We start from the raw sequence: 21115 nt of genomic DNA on the forward strand, positions 1-21115 counted from the left end.
TCAACATGTTCGACACAGTTCTGGTGGCCAACCGCGGCGAGATCGCCGTCCGGGTCATCCGCACCCTGCGCGCGCTCGGCGTGCGCTCGGTGGCGGTCTTCTCCGACGCCGACGCGGACGCCCGCCACGTCCGGGAGGCCGATGCGGCGGTACGGATCGGCCCGGCGCCCGCGGCCGAGAGCTACCTGTCCGTCGACCGGCTGCTCGATGCCGCCGCCCGTACCGGCGCGCAGGCCGTCCACCCCGGCTACGGCTTCCTCGCGGAGAACGCGGACTTCGCGCGCGCCTGCGAGGCGGCCGGCCTGGTCTTCATCGGCCCACCGGCGGACGCGATCGCCCTCATGGGAGACAAGATCCGCGCCAAGGAGACGGTCTCTGCGGCCGGGGTGCCGGTGGTCCCCGGCTCCAGCGGCTCGGGGCTGAGCGACGGGCAGCTCGCCGAGGCCGCCCGCGCCATCGGCATGCCGGTGCTGCTGAAGCCGTCGGCCGGCGGCGGCGGCAAGGGCATGCGGCTGGTGCGCGAGGAGCACCTGCTGGCGGACGAGATCGCCGCCGCCCGCCGCGAGGCCCGCGCCTCCTTCGGCGACGACACCCTGCTCGTGGAGCGCTGGGTGGACACGCCCCGGCACATCGAGATCCAGGTCCTGGCCGACGGCCACGGCCACGTGATCCACCTCGGCGAGCGCGAGTGCTCCCTCCAGCGCCGCCACCAGAAGATCATCGAGGAGGCGCCCAGTGTGCTCCTCGACGAGGAGATCCGGGCCGCGATGGGCGAGGCCGCGGTGCAGGCGGCCCGCTCGTGCGGCTACCGGGGCGCGGGCACGGTGGAGTTCATCGTCCCCGGCGGCGACCCGTCGTCGTACTACTTCATGGAGATGAACACCCGTCTCCAGGTGGAGCACCCGGTCACGGAGCTGGTCACCGGCCTGGACCTGGTGGAGTGGCAGCTGCGGGTCGCGGCGGGCGAGCACCTGCCGTACGCGCAGGAGGACGTCACCCTCACCGGTCACGCGGTCGAGGCCCGCCTGTGCGCGGAGGACCCCGCGCGCGGGTTCCTGCCCTCCGGCGGCACGGTGCTCAGGCTGCGCGAGCCGCAGGGCGAGGGGGTGCGCACCGACTCCGGGCTGAGCGAGGGCACGGAGGTCGGCAGCCTCTACGACCCGATGCTCTCCAAGGTGATCGCCTACGGCCCCGACCGCGCGACCGCGCTGCGCAAGCTGCGCGCGGCCCTGGCCGGGACGGTCACGCTGGGCGTGCAGACCAACGCCGGGTTCCTGCGCCGGCTGCTGGCCCACCCGGCGGTCGTGGCCGGGGAGCTGGACACCGGCCTGGTGGAGCGGGTGGTGGACGAGCTGGCCCCCGCCGACGTACCGGAGGAGGTCTACGAGGCCGCGGCGGCGGTCCGCCTGGACGCCCTGCGCCCGAAGTCCCCGCGGGAAGGCGGCTGGACCGACCCGTTCTCCGTGCCCAGCGGCTGGCGCCTGGGCGGCGAGCCGAAGCCGGTGGCCTTCTGGCTGCGGGCGGCCGAACCGGTGGAGTACGCCCCGCGCGGCACGCACACGGTCACCGGGGACACGGTCGCCGTCACCCTGGACGGCGTCCGCCACACCTTCCACCGCGCCGCCGACTGGCTGGGCCGCGACGGCGACGCCTGGCACGTGCGCGACCACGACCCGGTGGCCGCCTCCCTCACCCGCGCCGCCCACTCCGGCGCCGACTCGCTCACCGCCCCCATGCCCGGCACGGTCACGGTGGTGAAGGTCGCCGTCGGCGACGAGGTGACCGCGGGCCAGAGCCTGCTGGTGGTCGAGGCGATGAAGATGGAGCACGTCATCTCCGCCCCGCACGCCGGCACGGTCACCGAGCTGGACGTCACCCCGGGCACGACGGTCGCCATGGACCAGGTGCTCGCGGTCATCGCACCGCACGACGAGGCCATCGCACGGCCCGACGAGGAAGGGACGGCGCAGGAATGACGGGAATGACCACCGAAGCCCTGCCCATGGTCGTGCCGGCCCCGGACCTGCCCGCCCGGGTCAGGATCCACGAGGTCGGCCCGCGCGACGGCCTGCAGAACGAGAAGGCGACGGTTCCGACCGAGATCAAGGCGAAGTTCATCCGCCGCCTGGCCGAGGCGGGCCTGACGACGATCGAGGCCACCAGCTTCGTCCACCCGAAGTGGGTGCCCCAACTCGCCGACGCGGAAGCCCTGTTCCCACTCGTCAGCGACCTCCCGGTGGACCTCCCGGTCCTCGTGCCGAACGAACGCGGCCTGGACCGCGCCCTGTCCCTGCACGCGAACAGGGTCGCCGTCTTCGCCAGCGCCACCGAGTCCTTCGCCAAGGCCAACCTCAACCGGACGGTCGACGAGGCACTGGCCATGTTCGAGCCGGTGGTGCGGCGTGCGAAGGACGCGGGCGCGCACGTGCGCGGCTACCTGTCGATGTGCTTCGGCGACCCGTGGGAGGGCGCGGTCCCCGTCCACCAGGTGGTCAAGGTCTGCCGGGCCCTGCTCGACATGGGCTGCGACGAGCTGAGCCTCGGCGACACCATCGGCGTCGCCACCCCCGGGCACGTCCTGGAGCTGCTGTCCGCGCTCAGTGAGCAGCGGGTGCCGGTCTCGGCGCTCGGCGTGCACTTCCACGACACCTACGGCCAGGCCCTCGCCAACACCCTGGCCGCCCTCCAGCACGGCGTCACCACCGTCGACGCCTCCGCGGGCGGCCTGGGCGGCTGCCCCTACGCCAAGTCCGCCACCGGCAACCTCGCCACCGAGGACCTGGTGTGGATGCTGCGGGGCCTCGGCATCGACACCGGAGTGGACCTCGGCCGCCTCGTCGCCACGAGCGAGTGGATGGCCGCGCACCTGGGCCGCCCCAGCCCTTCCCGTACCCTCCGCGCCCTCTCCCACAAGGAGCAGTGATCGACGATGAACCACCACCTCACCCCCGAGCTGGAGGAACTGCGCCGCACCGTCGAGCAGTTCGCGCACGACGTCGTGGCGCCGAAGATCGGCGACTTCTACGAGCGGCACGAGTTCCCGTACGAGATCGTGCGCGAGATGGGCCGCATGGGCCTGTTCGGGCTGCCGTTCCCCGAGGAGTACGGCGGCATGGGCGGCGACTACCTCGCCCTCGGCATCGCCCTGGAGGAGCTGGCCCGGGTGGACTCCTCGGTCGCCATCACCCTGGAGGCCGGGGTCTCCCTGGGCGCCATGCCCCTGCACCTGTTCGGCACCGAGGAGCAGAAGCGCGAGTGGCTGCCGCGTCTGTGCGCGGGCGAGATCCTGGGCGCGTTCGGCCTGACGGAACCGGACGGCGGCTCGGACGCGGGCGCGACCCGGACGACGGCCCGCCTGGACCCGGCCACCGACGAGTGGGTGATCAACGGCACCAAGTGCTTCATCACCAACTCGGGCACGGACATCACCGGCCTGGTGACGGTCACGGCCGTGACCGGCCGCAAGCCCGACGGCAAGCCGGTCATCTCCGCGATCATCGTCCCGTCCGGCACGCCGGGCTTCACCGTGGCCCCCGCCTACTCCAAGGTCGGCTGGAACGCCTCGGACACCCGTGAACTGTCCTTCCAGGACGTCCGGGTCCCGGCCGCCAACCTGCTCGGCGAACAGGGCCGCGGCTACGCGCAGTTCCTGCGGATCCTCGACGAGGGCCGCATCGCCATCGCGGCACTGGCGACCGGGCTGGCCCAGGGCTGCGTGGACGAGTCGGTGAAGTACGCCAAGGAACGCCACTCCTTCGGCCGTCCGATCGGCGCCAACCAGGCGATCCAGTTCAAGATCGCCGACATGGAGATGAAGGCCCACACCTCGCGCCTGGCCTGGCGGGACGCGGCCTACCGCCTGGTCGCGGGCGAGCCCTTCAAGAAGGAGGCCGCCCTCGCCAAGCTGTACTCCTCGACGATCGCCGTCGACAACGCCCGCGACGCCACCCAGATCCACGGCGGCTACGGCTTCATGAACGAGTACCCGGTCGCCCGCATGTGGCGCGACTCCAAGATCCTGGAGATCGGCGAGGGCACGAGCGAGGTGCAGCGCATGCTGATCGCGCGGGAGCTGGGGCTGACTGGCTGAGGTGGTGTCGCTCCTGTGAGGCCGCGCGTGTGCCCGAGTGCTGGTCCGCCATCACTCCGGCACACGTGTCCCACGGAGTTGACGAACCGTGACGGCAACGAGCCTGCTGCCGCCGATCCACACCGAGCGCTGGAGGTCCATGCCACCATCAGCGAACGACCAGAGGCAGGCACTGCCACCCGCCCCCCTGCCGGGCGTGGCGGGCTACCGTGGCAGCGTGGCCAACGATGACCTGGGACGGACCCTGCGCCGCTTGCGCCGTCTGGCCTCCCTGACTCAAGAAGAGCTGGCCGAGCGCTCCGGTGTGTCCGTCGACGTGATCCGCCATCTCGAACAGGGGCGGAAGCACTCCGCACGTCTCCCCACCCTGCACGCGCTGGCGAACGGTCTCGGCGTGGAGCTGACCACGCTTCTGGGTGATCCGCCCGCCGTTTCCTCCAGCGGGGAGAACGACGGACCGCGCTTCGTGGCGGTGCGACGGGCCATCATGCCGGCGCTCTGGGGACCGGAGCCCGGGCCGCCAGGGCCCGACTTCTCGCTGGGCCGCCTGCGAGAGCAGATCGCGGACGGCTGGACGCAGTACCACTCCGCCGAGTTCGACACGGTGATGAAGGCACTGCCGGAGCTGATCTCGGATGCGCGCGCCGTCACGGCCTCGAACAGCGAGGACGACCGCAGGGCCGGCTTCGCGGCCCTCGGCAAAGCACTTCAGCTCGCCGGACACGTCGCCGTGCGGATGGGGAAGACGGACCTCGCTCTCATCAGCCTGGAACGCGCCATGGACGCTGCCGGGCAGTCCTCCGATCCGCTGCTCGTGCCGCTGATCGTCAACTCCACGGCGTGGACCTACCAGCGCCAGGGGCGTCTGGAAGACGCGTTGGGCATCGCGCTCCGTACCGCCGACGACATGGCGGGCGCGGGCCGTACCGCCACGGCCGACGGCCTGAAGGTCTGGGGCGCGCTGACCATGAACGCCGCCACGTCGGCGGCACGAAGCGGCGACTACGAACGGGCGGCCGCGATGATGGAGACGGCCGAGAAGGAGGCCGCCCGCGTCGCGAAGCTGCCCGACGCCGGAGACAACCGTATGGTCAGCGTCTTCAGCCCGTCGTCGGTCCGCATCGAACGCGTGCGTCTCGCGGTCCAGTACGGCCACCCGCAGGACGCCCTGGCACTGGCCAAGGGGATGCGGCTGAGCAAGGACACGCCGCCTTCCTGGCGGACCTGGCTGCTGTTGGACGTGGCACGAGCCCACACGGACACCGGGGACGCGGTCGGTGCGGTGAAAACCCTGGAGTCCTTGCGGCGCGTGGCGCCGACGTGGATGCAGCACCACACGCTGGCCGTGGCCATCGTGCGCGACCTCTGGGCACTCCCCAACCATCCACCGGGGCTCGGGTCGTTGGCAGAGTTCCTGGGGGTCGGCAAATAGCGTGCTGAAAGTGGGACGTTGCGTCCCTGTCGGTGCCCCTGACGTAACGCTTCCATGAGCGGACAGCGCCCCGGCGGCCGTGCGACCGGCCCCGGGGCCCGGCCGATCTGAGAGAGCAGACCGACATGCCGCGGAGCACGGGCCGGACCGGTGGACCTCGCAACGGCCGGACCGGCTGCGGGTGGTCAAGACTCGTGAGGAGAGACTGCGGGAGCGTGACGCCTGACGGCGTAAGCAGCAGCCGGTGACCAGCACCGGTGGGGCTTTGACGGGTCCCGGACGGTACGCGGCCAAAAGGTAGCCGGACCTTGGACCACGTACCGCTGTAAGAGTGGGTTGCTCGACGCGGCCCGACCACGCCGCCAGGACGCTGCGCGTGGTGCAGTTGATCCTGCGCACCCCGCCGCTGCTGGCGCGTTTCCTGGAGCGCCAGGAGCAGTGGCGACGGGATCTCACGGAGGAGCTGGCGCGGCGTCAGCAAGTGGACCCCGCGAGGGACCTGTATCCCGAACTGGCCGCGGGCCTCGCACTCACGGCCTTCAACGCCGCGCTGCGGCGGTGGAGCGACAGCGACGGCACCGAGGACGCCGCGGGCCTGCTCGACAGGGCGTTCGCCGTGGTCGCCCCCGCGCTGGACGCCGGGTAGGCGCCCCTCCCCCTGGACAGGAACTGAGGTTAGGCTAACCTACCTTCGAACCTGTCCGGCGGTGCGCCGCCCCGTTCGAAAGCAGCCATACCCATGTCCAACGCCCGTGCCACCACCCTCTCCCGCCGCGGCATCCTGGCCGCGGGCGGCGCCCTCGGACTCGGGGCCGTGCTCGCGGCCTGCGGCACCGACGACGGGAAAAGCGGGGGGTCGGGCAGCGGCGCGGCGGGGGCGAAGTCCGGCCCCTGGACGTTCAAGGACGACCGCGGGCAGACGGTCAAGGCCGACAGGACCCCCTCGGCGATCGTCGCGTTCGTCGGCGTCGCCGCCGCCCTCCACGACTACGGCGTCCCGGTCAAGGGCGTCTTCGGCCCGACGACCACCAAGGACGGCAAGCCCGACGTGCAGGCCGGCGACCTGGACGTCACCAAGGTGACGAGCCTCGGCAACGAGTGGGGCCAGTTCAACATCGAGAAGTACGCGGCCCTCGCCCCCGACCTCCTCGTCTCCACGATGTTCGACGGCGCCGGCACCCTCTGGTACGTCCCGGAGGAGCAGAAGAAGAAGATCCTCGCCGTGGGCGCCCCTACCGTCGGCATCTCCGTCTACGACCGGCAGCTGACCGAGCCGCTGGAGCGCATGCTCGCGCTCGCCAAGTCCCTCGGCGGTGACGTCACCGGTGACAAGGTCAAGCAGGCCAGGAAGCGCTTCGAGGAGGCCGCCGCCCGGCTGCGCGCCGCCGCCAAGGCCAAGCCGGAGATCAAGGTGATGGTCGGCTCCGCCAGCCAGGACCTGTTCTACGTCTCCGGCACCAACCTCTCCATCGACCTGGAGTACTTCAAGGCCCTCGGCGTGAACTTCGTCGAGCCCCCGGAGAGCGCCAAGAAGCAGGGCGGCGGCTGGTACGAGTCGCTGAGCTGGGAGAACATCGACAAGTACCCGGCCGACATCATCATGATGGACAACCGCACCTCGGCCATCCAGCCCGCCGCGATCACCCAGGCCACCTGGAAGAAGCTGCCCGCCGTCAAGGCCGGCCAGGTCATCGCGCGCAACCCCGAGCCGATCCTGTCCTACGACAAGTGCGTGCCGCTCCTCGACGACCTGGCGAAGGCCATCGAGACCGCGAAGAAGGTCTCCTGACCCCCAGCGCCCTTTGCCGCCCCCTGACGACGAACTGACGACGACTCAGGAGCACCCATGACGACGGCCGTGGCCGCCCCGTTCCGATTCTTCTCCTTGCAGGTCACCGGGACGAGGCGGCTCGGCCCGTCGCTCGTCCGGATCGGCTTCGCCGGACCCGACCTGCACGCCTTCGCCTCCCACGGGCGCGACCAGTCCCTCTCCCTGTTCCTGCCGCACCCCGGACAGCGCGAGCCCGCCGTCCCGCTGGAGCTGGGCGACGGCTGGTGGCAGGGCTGGCGCGAACTGCCGGACGACGTGCGGGCGGTGATGCGCTCCTACACCCTGCGCGCACTGCACCGGGACGCCACAGGCCGGACCACCGGCATCGACATCGACTTCGCCCTGCACGGGACGGAGTCCGGCGCCGCCGTCCCCGCGGGCCCCGCCTCCCGCTGGGCCGCCCGCGCCACGCCCGGCGACCGCGTGCTGCTGCTCGGTCCGGCGGTCGCGGACAACCGGGCCATCCGCTTCCGTCCGCCCGAGGACACCGACCTCGTGGTGATGTGGGGCGACGAGACGGCCGTACCGGCCGCGACCGCGATCCTGGAGTCCCTGCCGGCCGGCACCCGGGTGCGCGCCTGGCTGGAGGTGCGCCACCCCGGGGACGTCCAGGACGTGGCGTGCGACGCCGACGCCGAGATCACCTGGCTGGTGCGCGACGGCAGCCGCTCCGAGGGCTCCCCCATGGCCCTCGGCGCGTTGCTCGGCGCCCGGCTGCCCGCGGCCGAGCGGCCGTACGTCTGGCTCGCCGGCGAGTCCGGCTGCGTGCGGGCGCTGCGCCGTCACTGCGTCGCCGAGCGCGGCATCGACAAGCGGCGCGTCACCTTCGTCGGCTACTGGCGGCACGGGGTGACCGAGGAGCAGTTGCGCGCCCAGGAGTGAGGCCCCACAGCGCGCGCCCTCGCCCGCGCCCAGCAGTGAGGCCCCACAGCGCGCGCCCTCGCCCGCGCCCAGCAGTGAGGCGCCACCACGCGCGCCCCCACCGCGCCCGCACCCGCACCCGCACCCGCACCCGCACCCAGCAGTGACGCGCCCCCGCGCGCACCGCCCCCCGACCCACCCGCCACACCAGTGACACCACTCACCGAGGGGCGGAGCATGAGCAAAGTTAGGTTAGCCTTACCTAAGTCGATCGAGGCTCCGCCCCTCGCCACGTCCTGCCCCGGACCGTCCCCACCCCCGGAGGACCCCCCATGCGCTCGCACCTGCTCAATGACCTCACCGCGGAGCACTACCGCCGCTCCGTGACCGAAGGAGTCGAGCGGGTGGCCGCCAAACTCGCCGCCACCGACCGTCCGTTCACCGGTGTCACGCCCGACGCCCTGGCCCCCCGCATCGACGGGATCGACCTCGACCGGCCGCTGGGCGACACCACCGCCGTCCTCGACGAACTCGACGAGGTCTACCTGCGGGACGCGGTCTACTTCCACCACCCCCGCTACGTCGCCCACCTCAACTGCCCGGTCGTCGTCCCGGCGGTGCTCGGCGAGGCGATCCTGTCCGCCGTCAACTCCTCCCTGGACACCTGGGACCAGTCGGCCGGCGCCACCCTCATCGAGCGCAAGCTCGTCGACTGGACGGCCGCCCGGATCGGCCTGGGCCCCGCCGCCGACGGCGTGTTCACCTCCGGCGGCTCCCAGTCGAACCTCCAGGCGCTGCTGCTGGCCCGCGAGGAGGCCAAGACCGACGACCCGGCACGGCTGCGCGTCCTCACCTCCGAGGCCGGTCACTTCAGCGTCCAGAAGTCGGCGAAACTGCTCGGCCTCGGCCCCGACGCCGTGATCCCGGTCCCCGTCGACCGGGACAAGCGGATGCGGACGGTGGCGCTCGCCCGCGAGCTGGAGCGCTGCCGCCGGGAGGGCCTGGTGCCCATGGCCGTGGTCGCCACCGCCGGCACCACCGACTACGGCTCCATCGACCCGCTGCCCGAGATCGCCGGGCTGTGCGCGCAGTACGGCACCTGGCTGCACGTCGACGCCGCCTACGGCTGCGGCCTGCTGGTCTCCCCCACCCGGCGGCACCTGCTCACCGGCATCGAGCGCGCCGACTCGGTCACGGTCGACTTCCACAAGTCCTTCTTCCAGCCGGTGAGTTCGTCGGCCGTGCTGGTCCGCGACGCGGTGGCCCTGCGGCACGCCACCTTCCACGCCGAGTACCTCAACCCCCGCCGCACGGTCGCCGAACGCATCCCCAACCAGGTCGACAAGTCCCTGCAGACCACCCGCCGCTTCGACGCGCTCAAGCTGTGGACGACGCTGCGCGTGATGGGCGCCGACGGCGTCGGGCGGCTCTTCGACGAGGTGTGCGACCTGGCCGCCGAGGGCTGGCGGATGCTCGCCGCCGACCCCCGCTACGAGGTCGTCGTCGAACCGTCGCTGTCCACCCTGGTCTTCCGCTACGTCCCCGCGGCCGTCACCGACCCGGCCGCCGTCGACCGCGCCAACCTCTACGCCCGCAAGGCGCTGTTCGCCTCCGGCGACGCCGTGGTCGCGGGCACCAAGGCGGGCGGCCGCCACTACCTGAAGTTCACCCTGCTCAACCCCGAGACGACCACGGACGACCTCGCCGCCGTCCTCGACCTGATCGCCGGCCACGCCGAGCAGTACCTGGGAGAGTCCCTTGAGCGCGCGTCCTGAAGCCGAACCCGCCGCCACGACCGGCACCACCGCCACCACCGCCACGACCCACGACTTCGTGGGCATCGGGCTCGGCCCCTTCAACCTCGGCCTCGCCTGCCTCACCGAGCCGATCGACGCACTCGACGGCGTCTTCCTGGAGTCGAAACCCGACTTCACGTGGCACGCCGGGATGTTCCTCGACGGCGCCCACCTGCAGACCCCGTTCATGTCGGACCTGGTCACCCTGGCCGACCCGACGTCCCCGTACTCCTTCCTCAACTACCTGAAGGAGAAGGGGCGGCTCTACTCCTTCTACATCCGGGAGTCGTTCTACCCGCTGCGCGTCGAGTACGACGACTACTGCCGCTGGGCGGCGGGCCGGCTCGGCAGCGTCCGCTTCGGCACGACGGTGACCGAGGTGACGTACGACGAGGGCGACGGGCTGTACACGGTGCGGACGGACACGGGGACCGCCTACCGGGCGCCCCGGCTGGTCCTCGGCACCGGCACCCCGCCGCACCTGCCCGACGCCTGCCAGGGCCTCGGCGGCGACTTCCTGCACAACTCCCGCTACCTGGAGCACAAGGCGATGCTCCAGCGCAAAAAGTCGATCACGCTGGTCGGCAGCGGCCAGTCGGCCGCCGAGATCTACCTCGACCTGCTCGGCGAGATCGACGTCCACGGCTACCGGCTGAACTGGGTCACCCGCTCCCCGCGCTTCTTCCCGCTCGAATACACCAAGCTCACGCTGGAGATGACCTCACCGGAGTACGTCGACTACTACCACGCGCTGCCCGAAGCCACCCGCTACCGCCTCACCGAGCAGCACAAGGGCCTGTTCAAGGGCATCGACGGCGACCTGATCGACGAGATCTTCGACCTGCTCTACCGGAAGAACCTCAGCGGCCCCGTCCCCACCCGCCTGCTCACCAACTCCGCTCTGAACAGCGCCGCCTACGACCGCGCCGACGGCACCTACACCCTCGGCTTCCGCCAGGAGGAGCAGGGCAAGGACTTCGAGCTGCGCAGCGAGGGCCTGGTCCTGGCCACCGGATACAAGTACACCGAACCGGAGTTCCTCGCACCCGTCCGCCACCGGCTGCGCTACGACGCGCACGGCAACCACGCCATCGGGCGCAACTACGCCGTCGACGTGACCGGCCGGGGCGTCTTCCTCCAGAACGCGGGCGTGCACGCTCACAGCATCACCAGCCCCGACCTGGGCATGGGTGCCTACCGCAACAGCTGCATCATCCGCGAGCTGCTCGGCACCGAGTACTACCCCGTCGAGAAGTCGATCGCATTCCAGGAGTTCGCCGTATGACCTTCACGATCCGCCCGCTCGACCCGACGCAGGACGCCGAGCTGCTGCACGGCTGGGTCACGCACCCCAAGGCGGTGTTCTGGATGATGCAGGACGCGAGGCCGGAGGACGTCGAGCGCGCCTACCTGGAGATCGCGGGCGACGCGCACCACGACGCCTTCCTCGGCCTGGACGACGGCGAGCCCGTCTTCCTGATGGAACGCTACGACCCCGCCCACCGCGAACTGACCGGCCTGTACGAGGCCGAGCCCGGCGACGTCGGCATGCACTTCCTGGTCGCGCCCACCGACACCCCCGTGCACGGCTTCACCCGGGCCGTGATCACCGCCGTGCTGCGGTACCTGTTCGAGGACCCGGCGACCCGGCGCGTCGTGGTCGAGCCCGACGTGCGCAACACCGCCGTGCACGCCCTGAACGAGGCCGTCGGCTTCGTGGCCGAGCGGGAGATCCGCAAGCCGGAGAAGAAGGCCCTGCTGAGCTTCTGCACCCGGGAGCAGTTCGAGAAGGCGGTGGCCGCGTGAGCCTCGCCGACGCCGTCTCCCACCTCTCCCCCGAACGCTGGGCACAGGCGAACCGCCTGCTGATCCGCAAGGCGCTCGCCGAGTTCGCCCACGAACGGCTGATCACGCCCGAGCCGGACGGCGACGGCGACGGCGACGGTTACGTCGTGTGCAGCGACGACGGGCTGACCAGCTACCGCTTCACCGCCACCCGCCGCGCCCTGGACCACTGGCAGGTCGACCCCGACTCGCTCACCCGCCACCGCGACGGCGCCGAAGCACCCCTGGCGGCCCTGGACTTCTTCGTCGAGCTGCGCAAGACCCTCGGCCTGAGCGACGACGTCCTGCCGGTCTACCTGGAGGAGATCTCCTCCACCCTCTCCAGCACCTGCTACAAGCTCTCCAAGCCCCAGGTCACCTCCGCCGAACTGGCCAAGGGCTCCTTCCAGGACGTCGAGACCGGCATGACCGAGGGCCATCCCTGCTTCGTCGCCAACAACGGACGGCTCGGCTTCGGCGTGCACGAGTACCGGTCGTACGCGCCCGAGACGGCGAGCCCGCTGCGGCTGGTGTGGCTGGCCGCGCACCGCTCCCGGGCGGCGTTCACCGCCGGCACCGGCATCGAGTACGAGGCGTTCCTGCGCGCCGAGCTGGGCGAGGAAACGGTCCGCCGCTTCCACGGGGTGCTCACCGCCCAGGGCCTGGACCCCGCCGACTACCTCTTCATACCCGTCCACCCCTGGCAGTGGTGGAACAAGCTCTCCGTCACCTTCGCCGCCGAGGTCGCCCGCCGGTACCTGGTCTGCCTGGGCGAGGGCGACGACGAGTACCTGGCCCAGCAGTCCGTGCGGACCTTCTTCAACATCTCCCACCCCGAGAAGCACTACGTGAAGACGGCCCTGTCCGTCCTCAACATGGGCTTCATGCGCGGCCTGTCCGCCGCCTACATGGAGGCCACCCCGGCCATCAACGACTGGCTGGCCCGGCTGATCGCCGGCGACCCGGTCCTGAAGGACACCGGGCTCACCGTCATCCGGGAGCGGGCGGCGGTCGGCTACCGGCACCTGGAGTACGAGGCCGCGACGGACCGCCACTCGCCGTACCGCAAGATGCTGGCCGCGCTGTGGCGCCAGAGCCCGGTGTCCTCGCTGCGCGACGGCGAGTCCCCGGCGACCATGGCCTCGCTGCTCCACGTCGACCACGAGGGCGCCTCCTTCGCGGGCGCGCTGATCGCCCGCTCCGGGCTGCCGCCCCGGCAGTGGCTGCGCCGCTACCTGCGCGCCTACCTGGTGCCGCTGCTGCACAGCTTCTACGCCTACGACCTGGTGTTCATGCCGCACGGCGAGAACGTGATCCTGGTCCTGGAGGACGGGGTGGTGCGCCGGGCGGTGTTCAAGGACATCGCCGAGGAGATCGCGGTGATGGACCCGGAGGCGGTGCTGCCGCCGGAGGTGAGCCGGATCCGGGTGGAGGTCCCGGAGGACCACAAGCTGCTGTCCCTCTTCACCGACGTCTTCGACTGCTTCTTCCGCTTCCTGGCCGCGATCCTGGCCGAGGAGGGCGTACTGGGGGAGGACGGCTTCTGGGCGACGGTCGCCGAGGTCGTGCGCGCGTACCAGGAGTCGGTGCCCGAACTCGCCGAGCGGTTCCGGCAGTACGACCTGTTCGCCCCCGAGTTCGCGCTGTCCTGCCTCAACCGGCTCCAACTGCGCGACAACCGGCAGATGGTGGACCTGTCCGACCCGTCGGGCGCGCTGCAGCTGGTGGGCACGCTGGCCAACCCGCTGGCGGGACGGTAGGTCCCGCCCACACAGCCGGGCGGGCGCCCCGGAGTACGGCCCTCCGGGGCGCCCGCCGGTGCGTCGGTGCCGGTCAGGTGCTCGGCCAGGGCACCTGCGGCGAGCGGTAGTAGCCGATGCCCAGGGCGTCCCAGCGCGGCGCCTGCGCGGCGAGCCGGACCTTGTAGGTGTCCCAGTCGTGCGTGGCCGCGGGCGACCAGCCGAGTTCCGCGGCCCCGGGCAGCCGCGGGAAGGCCATGGTGTCGAGCTGCGCCGACGTGGACAGCGTCTCCGACCACAGCGGTGCCTCGACGCCCCGGACGGCGGACGCGGGCGCCCCCGGCAGATAGGCGGCGGGGTCCCAGTCGTAGGAGCGCCGCACCTCCACGTACCCGGCCCAGGACAGGCCGAGCGGGGTGTCCTTGGTGTACTTCATGTCCAGGTAGACCCGGTCCGCCGGGGACAGGATCAGCCCGGTGCCGTGCTGCGCGGCCTGGGCGACCTGGGCCTTGTCGGCGGCGCTGGTGGTGTCCATGCCCCAGTACTGGGCGAGGGCGCCCTTGGCGGGGGTGGCGCCGGTCAGCTGGTGCCAGCCGATGACCGTCTTGCCGTACTTGGCGACGATCGGCTGCACCCGGTTCATGATCGTGGCGTAGTCCTCGTGGCTGGTGGAGTGCGCCTCGTCGCCGCCGATGTGCAGGTAGCGGCCGGGAGTGAGGGCGGCCAGCTCGCGGATCACGTCCTCCGCGAAGGCGTACGTCGTCTCCTTGGCCGCGCACAGCGAGCTGAAGCCGACCTTGGTGCCGGTGTACAGCGGGGGCGCCACGCCGTCGCAGTTCAGCTGGGCGTAGGAGGCGAGGGCCGCGTTGGTGTGGCCGGGCATGTCGATCTCCGGCACGACCTCCAGGTAGCGGGAGGCGGCGTAGCGGACGATCTCGCGGTAGTCGGCCTTGGTGTAGAACCCGCCGGGTCCGCCGCCGACCTGGGTGGAACCGCCGTAGGGGGCCAGGCGCGGCCAGGAGTCTATGGCGATGCGCCAGCCCTGGTCGTCGCTGAGGTGCAGGTGCAGCTCGTTGATCTTGTAGAGGGCGAGTTCGTCGATGTAGCGCTTGACCTGGTCGACGGTGAAGAAGTGCCGGGAGACGTCCAGCATGGCGCCCCGGTAGGCGTAGCGCGGGCGGTCCCGCACGGTGCCGCCCGCGACCGTCCAGGGGCCGCGCTGCACGGACTTCTTCTCGACGGCGGCGGGCAGCAGCTGGCGCAGGGTCTGCACGCCGTGGAAGAGGCCGGCCGGTTTCCCGGCGGTGATCGTGACCCCCTCGGCGCCGCTGTCGATGCGGTAGCCCTCGGCGCCGAACGGCCCCTTGGCCAGGTGGAGTCGGATGCCCGCGTGGCCGTGGGTGGTCAGCGGCAGGCGGTAGCCGGTGGCGGGCCGCAGGATGTCCGCGAGGTAGGCGCCGACCCGGCGGACCTCGCCAGAACCGTCGACGCGGATGCGGGTGCCGGGCGTGATCCGGTACGGGGACCCGCCCGCCGTGACGGAGGCCGGTGCGGGGATCACCTGGTCCAGCGCGGTGGCCGTGCGGGTCTGTTCCGCGGCCCGCCCGGCGGGGGCTGCGCCGACCGTGAAGGCCCCGGCCGCCGCCACCAGCAGCAGCAGCAGGGCGCCCAGGGCCCGCGGGGCGCGGGCGGTGCGGGTGGCGGGGCCGGTGCGGGCGGACAGGGCGGGCCGGTCTGATCGGCCGGACCGGTCGGGTCGGGCGGACCGGTCGGGCCCGTCGGGTCGGGCGGTGAGGGACTTGCGGGGAGTCGTGCTGCGGTGCCGTCTCACATGCGCTCCCTTCACACTGGGGCGGGGGCCCGGGAGGCCCGGGGTACCCCGAGGGTATAGACCACTCTCCCGCAGAACCGGTGAAACAATCACCCCATGGCGGAAATCCTCCAGAAGGACGGCAACTGGACCTTCGACGGCGACGCCCTGCGGCTGACCCCCGGGCGGGACCGCAACGTCAGTGTGCTGCGGCGCACCCTCGGTGAACTCCTCGTGCCGTTGCGGGCGTTGGCCGGTGTCTCGTTCGAGCAGGGCAAGCGGGCGGGGCGGCTCAGGCTGCGGCTGCGCGACGGCGCCGACCCGCTGCTGCACGCCACCGGCGGCCGGCTGACCGAGCCCCACGACCCCTACCAGCTCCTGGTGGAGCCGGAGCGCTACGGCGTCGCCGAGTACTTCGTCGAGGAGGTCCGCGGTGCCCTGCTCCTGGAGGAGGTCCCGTCCGGTCCGGTGACGGAGTACCTGCTGCCCGGCCCCTCCGTACCGCTGTCGGTGTCCGCCGGGGACGGCACGGCGAACTTCGACGGCGAGCGGGTCCGGCTGGAGTGGAACTGGAAGACGGAGGACACCAAGGCCGAAGCGGGCACGCGCACCCTCGCGCTGGCGGACATCACCGGCGTGGAGTGGCTGCCCGCCGCCGGTCTGGAGAACGGCCATCTGCGGCTGGCGGTGCGGGGCGTCTCCTCCTCGACGCCGCCGAAGTACGACCCGAACGCCGTCGAGCTGTGGGGTTTCAAGAAGGACCCGCTGATGGCGCTGGTCGCGGCGGCGGTGCAGGCGCGGCTGCCGCACCCGTCCGCCCCGGCCCTGACCGACGGGCCCGAGGAGCCGGCGGGGCCTGCCGGGCCCGCGGGGTGGGCCGCCGCTCCCCCGGCCGAGGACGAGCACGACGCGCTGCTGCGGCGGCTGCGGGAGCTGGGCGAACTGCACCGCGAGGGGGTGCTGACCGACGAGGAGTTCACGCGGGCCAAGCAGGCGGTCCTCAAGCGGATGTGAGGACCGCCCGCAGGTGGTCGCCGCGCCCTGCCGCTCGGCCCGGCGCCCTCCGGCTCCCGGCGCTACTTGGCGCGGCGGGCCACCGTGAAGCGGTCGACCTGCGCACCCGTCTCGGCGATGCCGCGCACCGTCAGCGTGGCCTGGCGGCCCCGGGCGGCCGGGGTGACGTCCACGCGCAGGAAGGAGTAGTCGAGGTAGCGCACGCGCGACCAGTCGACGGTCTCCTTCTGCCGGGCGCCGTCCCCCAGGCAGACGAAGGACGAGACGGCGTCGACGTCCTTCTCGTGGCCCTCGTAGGTCTGGTCGGCGCTGAAGGCGTACAGGCTCTTGCCGGCCGCGCCCGCCGTGACGTAGACGACGCCGTCGGTCTCGGGGTAGGCGGTGCCGCCGATCGGGAGCTTCTTGGTGACCTGGCCGCCCTTGAGCACGTCGGTGCGCTCGTAGACGTGGTTGTGGCCGTTGATCACCAGGTCCACGGTGTACTTCTCGAACAGCGGCACCCACTCCTGGCGCACGCCCCCCTCCGAGGCGTGCGCGGTGGAGGTGCAGTAGGCGCAGTGGTGGAAGAAGACGACGACGAAGTCGACGTCCCGGTGGGCCCGGTACTTCTTCAGCTGGGCCTCCAGCCACCTGGTCTGGGTGCCGCCGGAGATGCCGAGGTTGGCCGGGATCTCGAAGGAGATGTCGTTGGCGTCCAGCGAGATGACGGCGGTGTTGCCGTAGACGAAGGAGTAGACGCCCGGCAGGTTCTCGGCGTCGGGCCCGTTGTCCGGGAGGGTCCAGCGCGCCTCCTCGCCGCCGTAGCCGTTGGGCGAGTACCAGGCCTCCATGTCGTGGTTGCCGTACGACACCATCCACGGGACCTGCTTGGCGACGGACTCGGTCTGGTACAGGAACTGGTCCCACACCCGCGAGTCGAAGCCGCTGTCGCTGGTCTTGCCCTGCCCGGCCGGGTCGCCGTAGGCGATGTCGCCGGCGTGCAGGTGGAAGGCCGGGTCCTGGCCGAGGATCAGCGCGTCGTTGGCCAGGCCGTGGTAGCTGACGCCCTGGTCGCCGAAGGCGGTGAAGGTGAACGGCGCCTTGTGCTCGGGCGCGGTGGTGAAGGTGCCGAGGGTGCCGGCCAGGTGGCGCTCGGCCGGGTCGAAGCCCTGGTGGCCGACGCCGTAGTAGTAGGTGCGGCCGGGGCGCAGGTGGGTGAGCTTGGCGTGCAGGTAGTACTGGGTGCGGTCGCCGCTCGCGCCGACGCCGGCCGGGGTGTACAGGGTGCGGACCTCGGCGGGTATCTTCCGCGACAGGTCCCAGGGGTGCGCGCCGACGCGGATGAACGGCTTCCTGACGGCGACCGGGACCTGCCAGGAGACGGTGATCTCGGTGCGCGGGTCGTTGCCGAAGGCGAGGTGGCGGCCGAAGGGGGCGACCAGGGCGCCGTCGACGGAACCGGCCGAGGAGGCGGGGGCGGCGGTGGCGGCGGTGCGCTGGGCCGGTACCGCGGCCTGCGCGGCGGTGCCCGTCACGAACGCGCCACCCGCGACCGCGCCGAGGGTGACCGCGCCGCCCCGGATCATCGTGCGCCGCGAGAACTTGGAACGCAGGTACTCGTGCTGCTCGGCCATGCTCATGCGCTCGGCCAGCTTCTCGGGTACGCCCATGCGAGGAATGTCCATGGCGTCTGAAAATGGCCGACCGGTGCGACGGCACGCGGGACGGCGGGTGGACGGCGTACGAACAACGCCTCACCAGCCCCTTAACAGGCGCTTGCCCGAAATCGGGCAAGATTCTTGCGAAAGTGATGCCCGTACCCCAGGATCTACCGGGTGCACGACGAACTCGTTGATCATCTGACGCGGTCCACGCCCCTGAACCGGGGCGAGGCGCTGCGCGTGATCCAGGACGTGCTCGCCTGGTTCGACGAGACGACCGAGGAGTTCGTCCGCCGCCGCCACCGTGAACTGCAGGCCCAGGGCCTGGTGAACGCGGAGATCTTCGAACGGATCGCGGCGGAACTGAAGTACCGCGCGGTGGCACCGCCGGAGCTGTCGCTGCGGCAGCTGCGGCGCATCGTCTACGGCTGACCGCCGCCGCGCCAACCGGCAGCGCCGGCGCCGCTGCATCGACTCGGGGAAAAGGGACTTGTATGTGCGGAATCGTCGGATACATCGGGAAGCGTGACGTCGCCCCGCTGCTCCTGGAGGGCCTGCAGCGCCTGGAGTACCGCGGCTACGACTCCGCGGGCATCGTCGTCACCTCGCCGAAGACCCCCGGACTGCGGATGGTCAAGGCCAAGGGCCGGGTCCGCGACCTGGAGGCGAAGGTCCCGGCGCGCTTCAAGGGCACCGCCGGCATCGCCCACACCCGCTGGGCCACCCACGGCGCCCCCTCCGACGTGAACGCCCACCCGCACATGTCGGCCGACGACAAGGTCGCCGTCGTGCACAACGGCATCATCGACAACGCCGCCGACCTGCGCCGCAAGCTGGAGGCGGACGGCGTGGAGTTCCTCTCCGAGACCGACACCGAGGTGCTCGTCCACCTCATCGCCCGCTCGGAGGCCGGGAAGCTGGAGGACCGGGTCCGCGAGACCCTGCGCCTGATCGAGGGCACCTACGGCATCGCCGTCATGCACGCCGACTTCCCCGACCGCATCGTGGTGGCCCGCAACGGCTCCCCGGTCGTCCTCGGCATCGGCGAGAAGGAGATGTTCGTCGCCTCGGACATCGCCGCGCTGGTCGCCCACACCCGGCAGATAGTCACCCTCGACGACGGCGAGATGGCCACCCTCAAGGCCGACGACTTCCGTACGTACACCACCGAGGGCACCCGGACGACCGCCGAGCCGACCACCGTCGAGTGGGAGGCGGCCTCCTACGACATGGGCGGCCACGACACCTACATGCACAAGGAGATCCACGAGCAGGCCGAGGCCGTGGACCGGGTGCTGCGCGGCCGGATCGACGACCGGTTCGCCACCGTGCACCTGGGCGGCATCAACCTGGACGCCCGCGAGGCGCGCGCGGTGCGCCGGGTGAAGATCCTCGGCTGCGGCACCTCCTACCACGCGGGCATGATCGGCGCCCAGATGATCGAGGAGCTGGCCCGCATCCCCGCCGACGCGGAGCCGGCCTCCGAGTTCCGCTACCGCAACGCGGTCGTGGACCCCGACACCCTGTACATCGCGGTCTCGCAGTCCGGTGAGACGTACGACGTGCTGGCGGCCGTACAGGAGCTGAAGCGCAAGGGCGCGCGGGTCCTCGGCGTCGTCAACGTGGTCGGCTCGGCGATCGCCCGCGAGGCGGACGGCGGCATCTACGTGCACGCGGGCCCCGAGGTCTGCGTCGTCTCCACCAAGTGCTTCACCAACACCTGCGTCGCCTTCGCGCTGCTCGCCCTGCACCTCGGGCGCATCCGCGACCTGTCGGTGCGTGACGGCAAGCGGATCATCGAGGGCCTGCGGAAGCTGCCGGAGCAGATCTCCGAGATCATGAAGCAGGAGGGGGAGATCGAGGAGCTGGCCAAGAGCTACGCCGACGCCCGCTCGATGCTCTTCATCGGCCGCGTCCGGGGCTACCCGGTGGCCCGCGAGGCCTCCCTGAAGCTCAAGGAGGTCTCCTACATCCACGCGGAGGCCTACCCCGCCTCCGAGCTGAAGCACGGCCCGCTGGCCCTGATCGAGCCCGCGCTGCCCACGGTGGCGATCGTGCCGGACGACGACCTGCTGGAGAAGAACCGCGCGGCCATGGAGGAGATCAAGGCCCGCAGCGGCAAGATCCTCGCCGTCGCCCACCAGGAGCAGGAGAAGGCCGACCAGACGATCGTCGTGCCGAAGAACGAGGACGAGCTGGACCCGATCCTCATGGGCATCCCGCTCCAACTCCTCTCCTACCACACGGCGTTGGCCCTGGGCCGCGACATCGACAAGCCGCGGAACCTCGCCAAGTCCGTGACGGTGGAGTAGGTAGCCTGTGGGGCGCCCCTCGGGGGCGCCCCATGAACCTCACTTCCAGCCCGCGCGGCTAACCCGCGGCGGTCGCGCCCCGCCCCGCAGCGCGCCGCGGAAGGGCCGTGGGCCAGTGCGCGAGGGCCGCCGTCGCCGCGTACCACGCCGCCACGCCGGCCGCGACGGCGAACCAGCCGCCCGCCTTCGCCAGGCCGCCGCTGTCCGCGAAGCGCGCGACGGCAAGCAGGGCCAGGGAGACGAAGAACAGCCCGTAGGTGCCCTGGGTGAGCGGGTCGCCGCCCGCGAGGGTGAGGGTGAGGACCACCGCGGCGAACAGGGCCAGGAAGAGCCCCGAGCCGTTGGCGGAGACCGGGCCGCCCGCCGAGAGCGCCCAGGTGAACCAGAGGGCGCCGAGGGCGGTGAAGGCCGTACCGGAGGCGGTGTCGCGGTCATGGAAGGCCAGCAGCCCGACCAGGAACAGGGCCACGCCGCCCACGTAGTGAGCGACCGTCACGGCATCGGCCGCCGTGACCTGGTGGACGACCCTCGTGCAGCCGAGCCCGAAGGCCGTCAGGGTGACGAAGAGGGCGAGTCGTCCGGCGATCGTGGTGGTGGTGCTTCCCGCGGGGACGTCGTTGGCCACGGCGGGCTCCCTTCATGCCTGTGCAGTCGTGCGGTGACCGGTATATGCCCTTCACAAAAGCACAAACACCTCTACGCACGGGTAATGTGCGCGTCGGCCCAAGGGGGCCAAGGGAGTTGGAGGGGTGGGGCCGGAGAGAGC

The 21115-nt window shown here is 71.7% G+C and carries 16 protein-coding genes and 1 pseudogene; 14 read left to right on the forward strand and 3 right to left on the reverse strand.

The features are described 5' to 3' along the window. Nucleotides 1-5: 5 nt before the first annotated feature. The 11 genes and pseudogenes from AB0G56_RS33420 to AB0G56_RS33470 all read left to right on the forward strand — a co-directional run bounded on the left by AB0G56_RS33420 (nt 6) and on the right by AB0G56_RS33470 (nt 13594). Nucleotides 6-1976 carry a biotin carboxylase N-terminal domain-containing protein gene (locus AB0G56_RS33420; RefSeq protein WP_360977065.1) on the forward strand — a complete coding sequence of 657 codons (1971 nt, stop codon included), beginning with the start codon at nt 6-8 and terminating at the stop codon, nt 1974-1976. 5 nt (nt 1977-1981) lie between these two features. Next, nucleotides 1982-2923, forward strand: a complete 942-nt coding sequence (locus AB0G56_RS33425; RefSeq protein WP_360977068.1) for a hydroxymethylglutaryl-CoA lyase — start codon at nt 1982-1984, stop codon at nt 2921-2923. Between the two features lie 6 nt (nt 2924-2929). Then, nucleotides 2930-4090 carry an acyl-CoA dehydrogenase family protein gene (locus tag AB0G56_RS33430; protein ID WP_360977070.1) on the forward strand — a complete coding sequence of 387 codons (1161 nt, stop codon included), beginning with the start codon at nt 2930-2932 and terminating at the stop codon, nt 4088-4090. Nucleotides 4091-4307: 217 nt separating this feature from the next. Further along, on the forward strand, nt 4308-5522 hold the full coding sequence (locus tag AB0G56_RS33435) for a helix-turn-helix transcriptional regulator (protein WP_360977073.1): 1215 nt from the start codon (nt 4308-4310) through the stop codon (nt 5520-5522). A gap of 352 nt (nt 5523-5874) precedes the next feature. Beyond that, a pseudogene (locus tag AB0G56_RS33440) lies at nt 5875-6168 on the forward strand (TetR family transcriptional regulator); the annotation flags it as partial. 93 nt (nt 6169-6261) lie between these two features. Beyond that, nucleotides 6262-7311, forward strand: a complete 1050-nt coding sequence (locus AB0G56_RS33445) for an ABC transporter substrate-binding protein (protein ID WP_360977076.1) — start codon at nt 6262-6264, stop codon at nt 7309-7311. Between the two features lie 57 nt (nt 7312-7368). Next, the gene (locus AB0G56_RS33450) at nt 7369-8235 is read left to right on the forward strand and encodes a siderophore-interacting protein (protein ID WP_360977079.1); all 867 of its coding nucleotides are present in this window, start codon (nt 7369-7371) and stop codon (nt 8233-8235) included. 311 nt (nt 8236-8546) lie between these two features. Next, nucleotides 8547-9989, forward strand: coding sequence for an aspartate aminotransferase family protein (locus tag AB0G56_RS33455; RefSeq protein ID WP_360977082.1), 1443 nt, complete (start codon nt 8547-8549; stop codon nt 9987-9989). 58 nt (nt 9990-10047) lie between these two features. After that, on the forward strand, nt 10048-11295 hold the full coding sequence (locus tag AB0G56_RS33460) for a SidA/IucD/PvdA family monooxygenase (RefSeq protein WP_360977186.1): 1248 nt from the start codon (nt 10048-10050) through the stop codon (nt 11293-11295). Beyond that, on the forward strand, nt 11292-11816 hold the full coding sequence (locus AB0G56_RS33465) for a GNAT family N-acetyltransferase (protein ID WP_360977085.1): 525 nt from the start codon (nt 11292-11294) through the stop codon (nt 11814-11816). The genes AB0G56_RS33460 and AB0G56_RS33465 overlap by 4 nt, the downstream gene beginning before the upstream one ends. Continuing rightward, nucleotides 11813-13594, forward strand: a complete 1782-nt coding sequence (locus AB0G56_RS33470) for an IucA/IucC family siderophore biosynthesis protein (protein ID WP_360977088.1) — start codon at nt 11813-11815, stop codon at nt 13592-13594. The genes AB0G56_RS33465 and AB0G56_RS33470 overlap by 4 nt, the downstream gene beginning before the upstream one ends. A gap of 73 nt (nt 13595-13667) precedes the next feature. On the opposite strand, the gene AB0G56_RS33475 is transcribed toward AB0G56_RS33470, so the two are convergent. Further along, complete coding sequence (locus tag AB0G56_RS33475) at nt 13668-15245, reverse strand: beta-N-acetylhexosaminidase (RefSeq protein ID WP_360977189.1); 1578 nt, start codon at nt 15243-15245, stop codon at nt 13668-13670. A gap of 255 nt (nt 15246-15500) precedes the next feature. Here AB0G56_RS33475 and AB0G56_RS33480 point away from each other — a divergent pair, with 255 nt between their 5' ends. Then, nucleotides 15501-16397 carry a DUF4429 domain-containing protein gene (locus tag AB0G56_RS33480; RefSeq protein ID WP_360977091.1) on the forward strand — a complete coding sequence of 299 codons (897 nt, stop codon included), beginning with the start codon at nt 15501-15503 and terminating at the stop codon, nt 16395-16397. A 62-nt stretch (nt 16398-16459) separates the two neighbouring features. Here the strand turns inward: AB0G56_RS33480 and AB0G56_RS33485 are convergent, their stop codons facing one another. After that, the gene (locus AB0G56_RS33485; protein WP_360977094.1) at nt 16460-18046 is read right to left on the reverse strand and encodes a metallophosphoesterase family protein; all 1587 of its coding nucleotides are present in this window, start codon (nt 18044-18046) and stop codon (nt 16460-16462) included. A 165-nt stretch (nt 18047-18211) separates the two neighbouring features. Here AB0G56_RS33485 and AB0G56_RS33490 point away from each other — a divergent pair, with 165 nt between their 5' ends. Together AB0G56_RS33490 and glmS are read left to right on the forward strand one after the other, a co-directional pair. Continuing rightward, nucleotides 18212-18469, forward strand: a complete 258-nt coding sequence (locus AB0G56_RS33490; RefSeq protein WP_360977097.1) for a hypothetical protein — start codon at nt 18212-18214, stop codon at nt 18467-18469. Nucleotides 18470-18531: 62 nt separating this feature from the next. Continuing rightward, nucleotides 18532-20349, forward strand: coding sequence for a glutamine--fructose-6-phosphate transaminase (isomerizing) (gene glmS / locus AB0G56_RS33495; RefSeq protein ID WP_360977100.1), 1818 nt, complete (start codon nt 18532-18534; stop codon nt 20347-20349). A 58-nt stretch (nt 20350-20407) separates the two neighbouring features. Here the strand turns inward: glmS and AB0G56_RS33500 are convergent, their stop codons facing one another. Continuing rightward, nucleotides 20408-20974 carry a GPR1/FUN34/YaaH family transporter gene (locus AB0G56_RS33500; protein WP_360977103.1) on the reverse strand — a complete coding sequence of 189 codons (567 nt, stop codon included), beginning with the start codon at nt 20972-20974 and terminating at the stop codon, nt 20408-20410. Nucleotides 20975-21115: the final 141 nt, after the last annotated feature.

The organism is Streptomyces sp. NPDC021356 (assembly GCF_040641015.1).
Classification (GTDB): Bacteria; Actinomycetota; Actinomycetes; order Streptomycetales; family Streptomycetaceae; genus Streptomyces.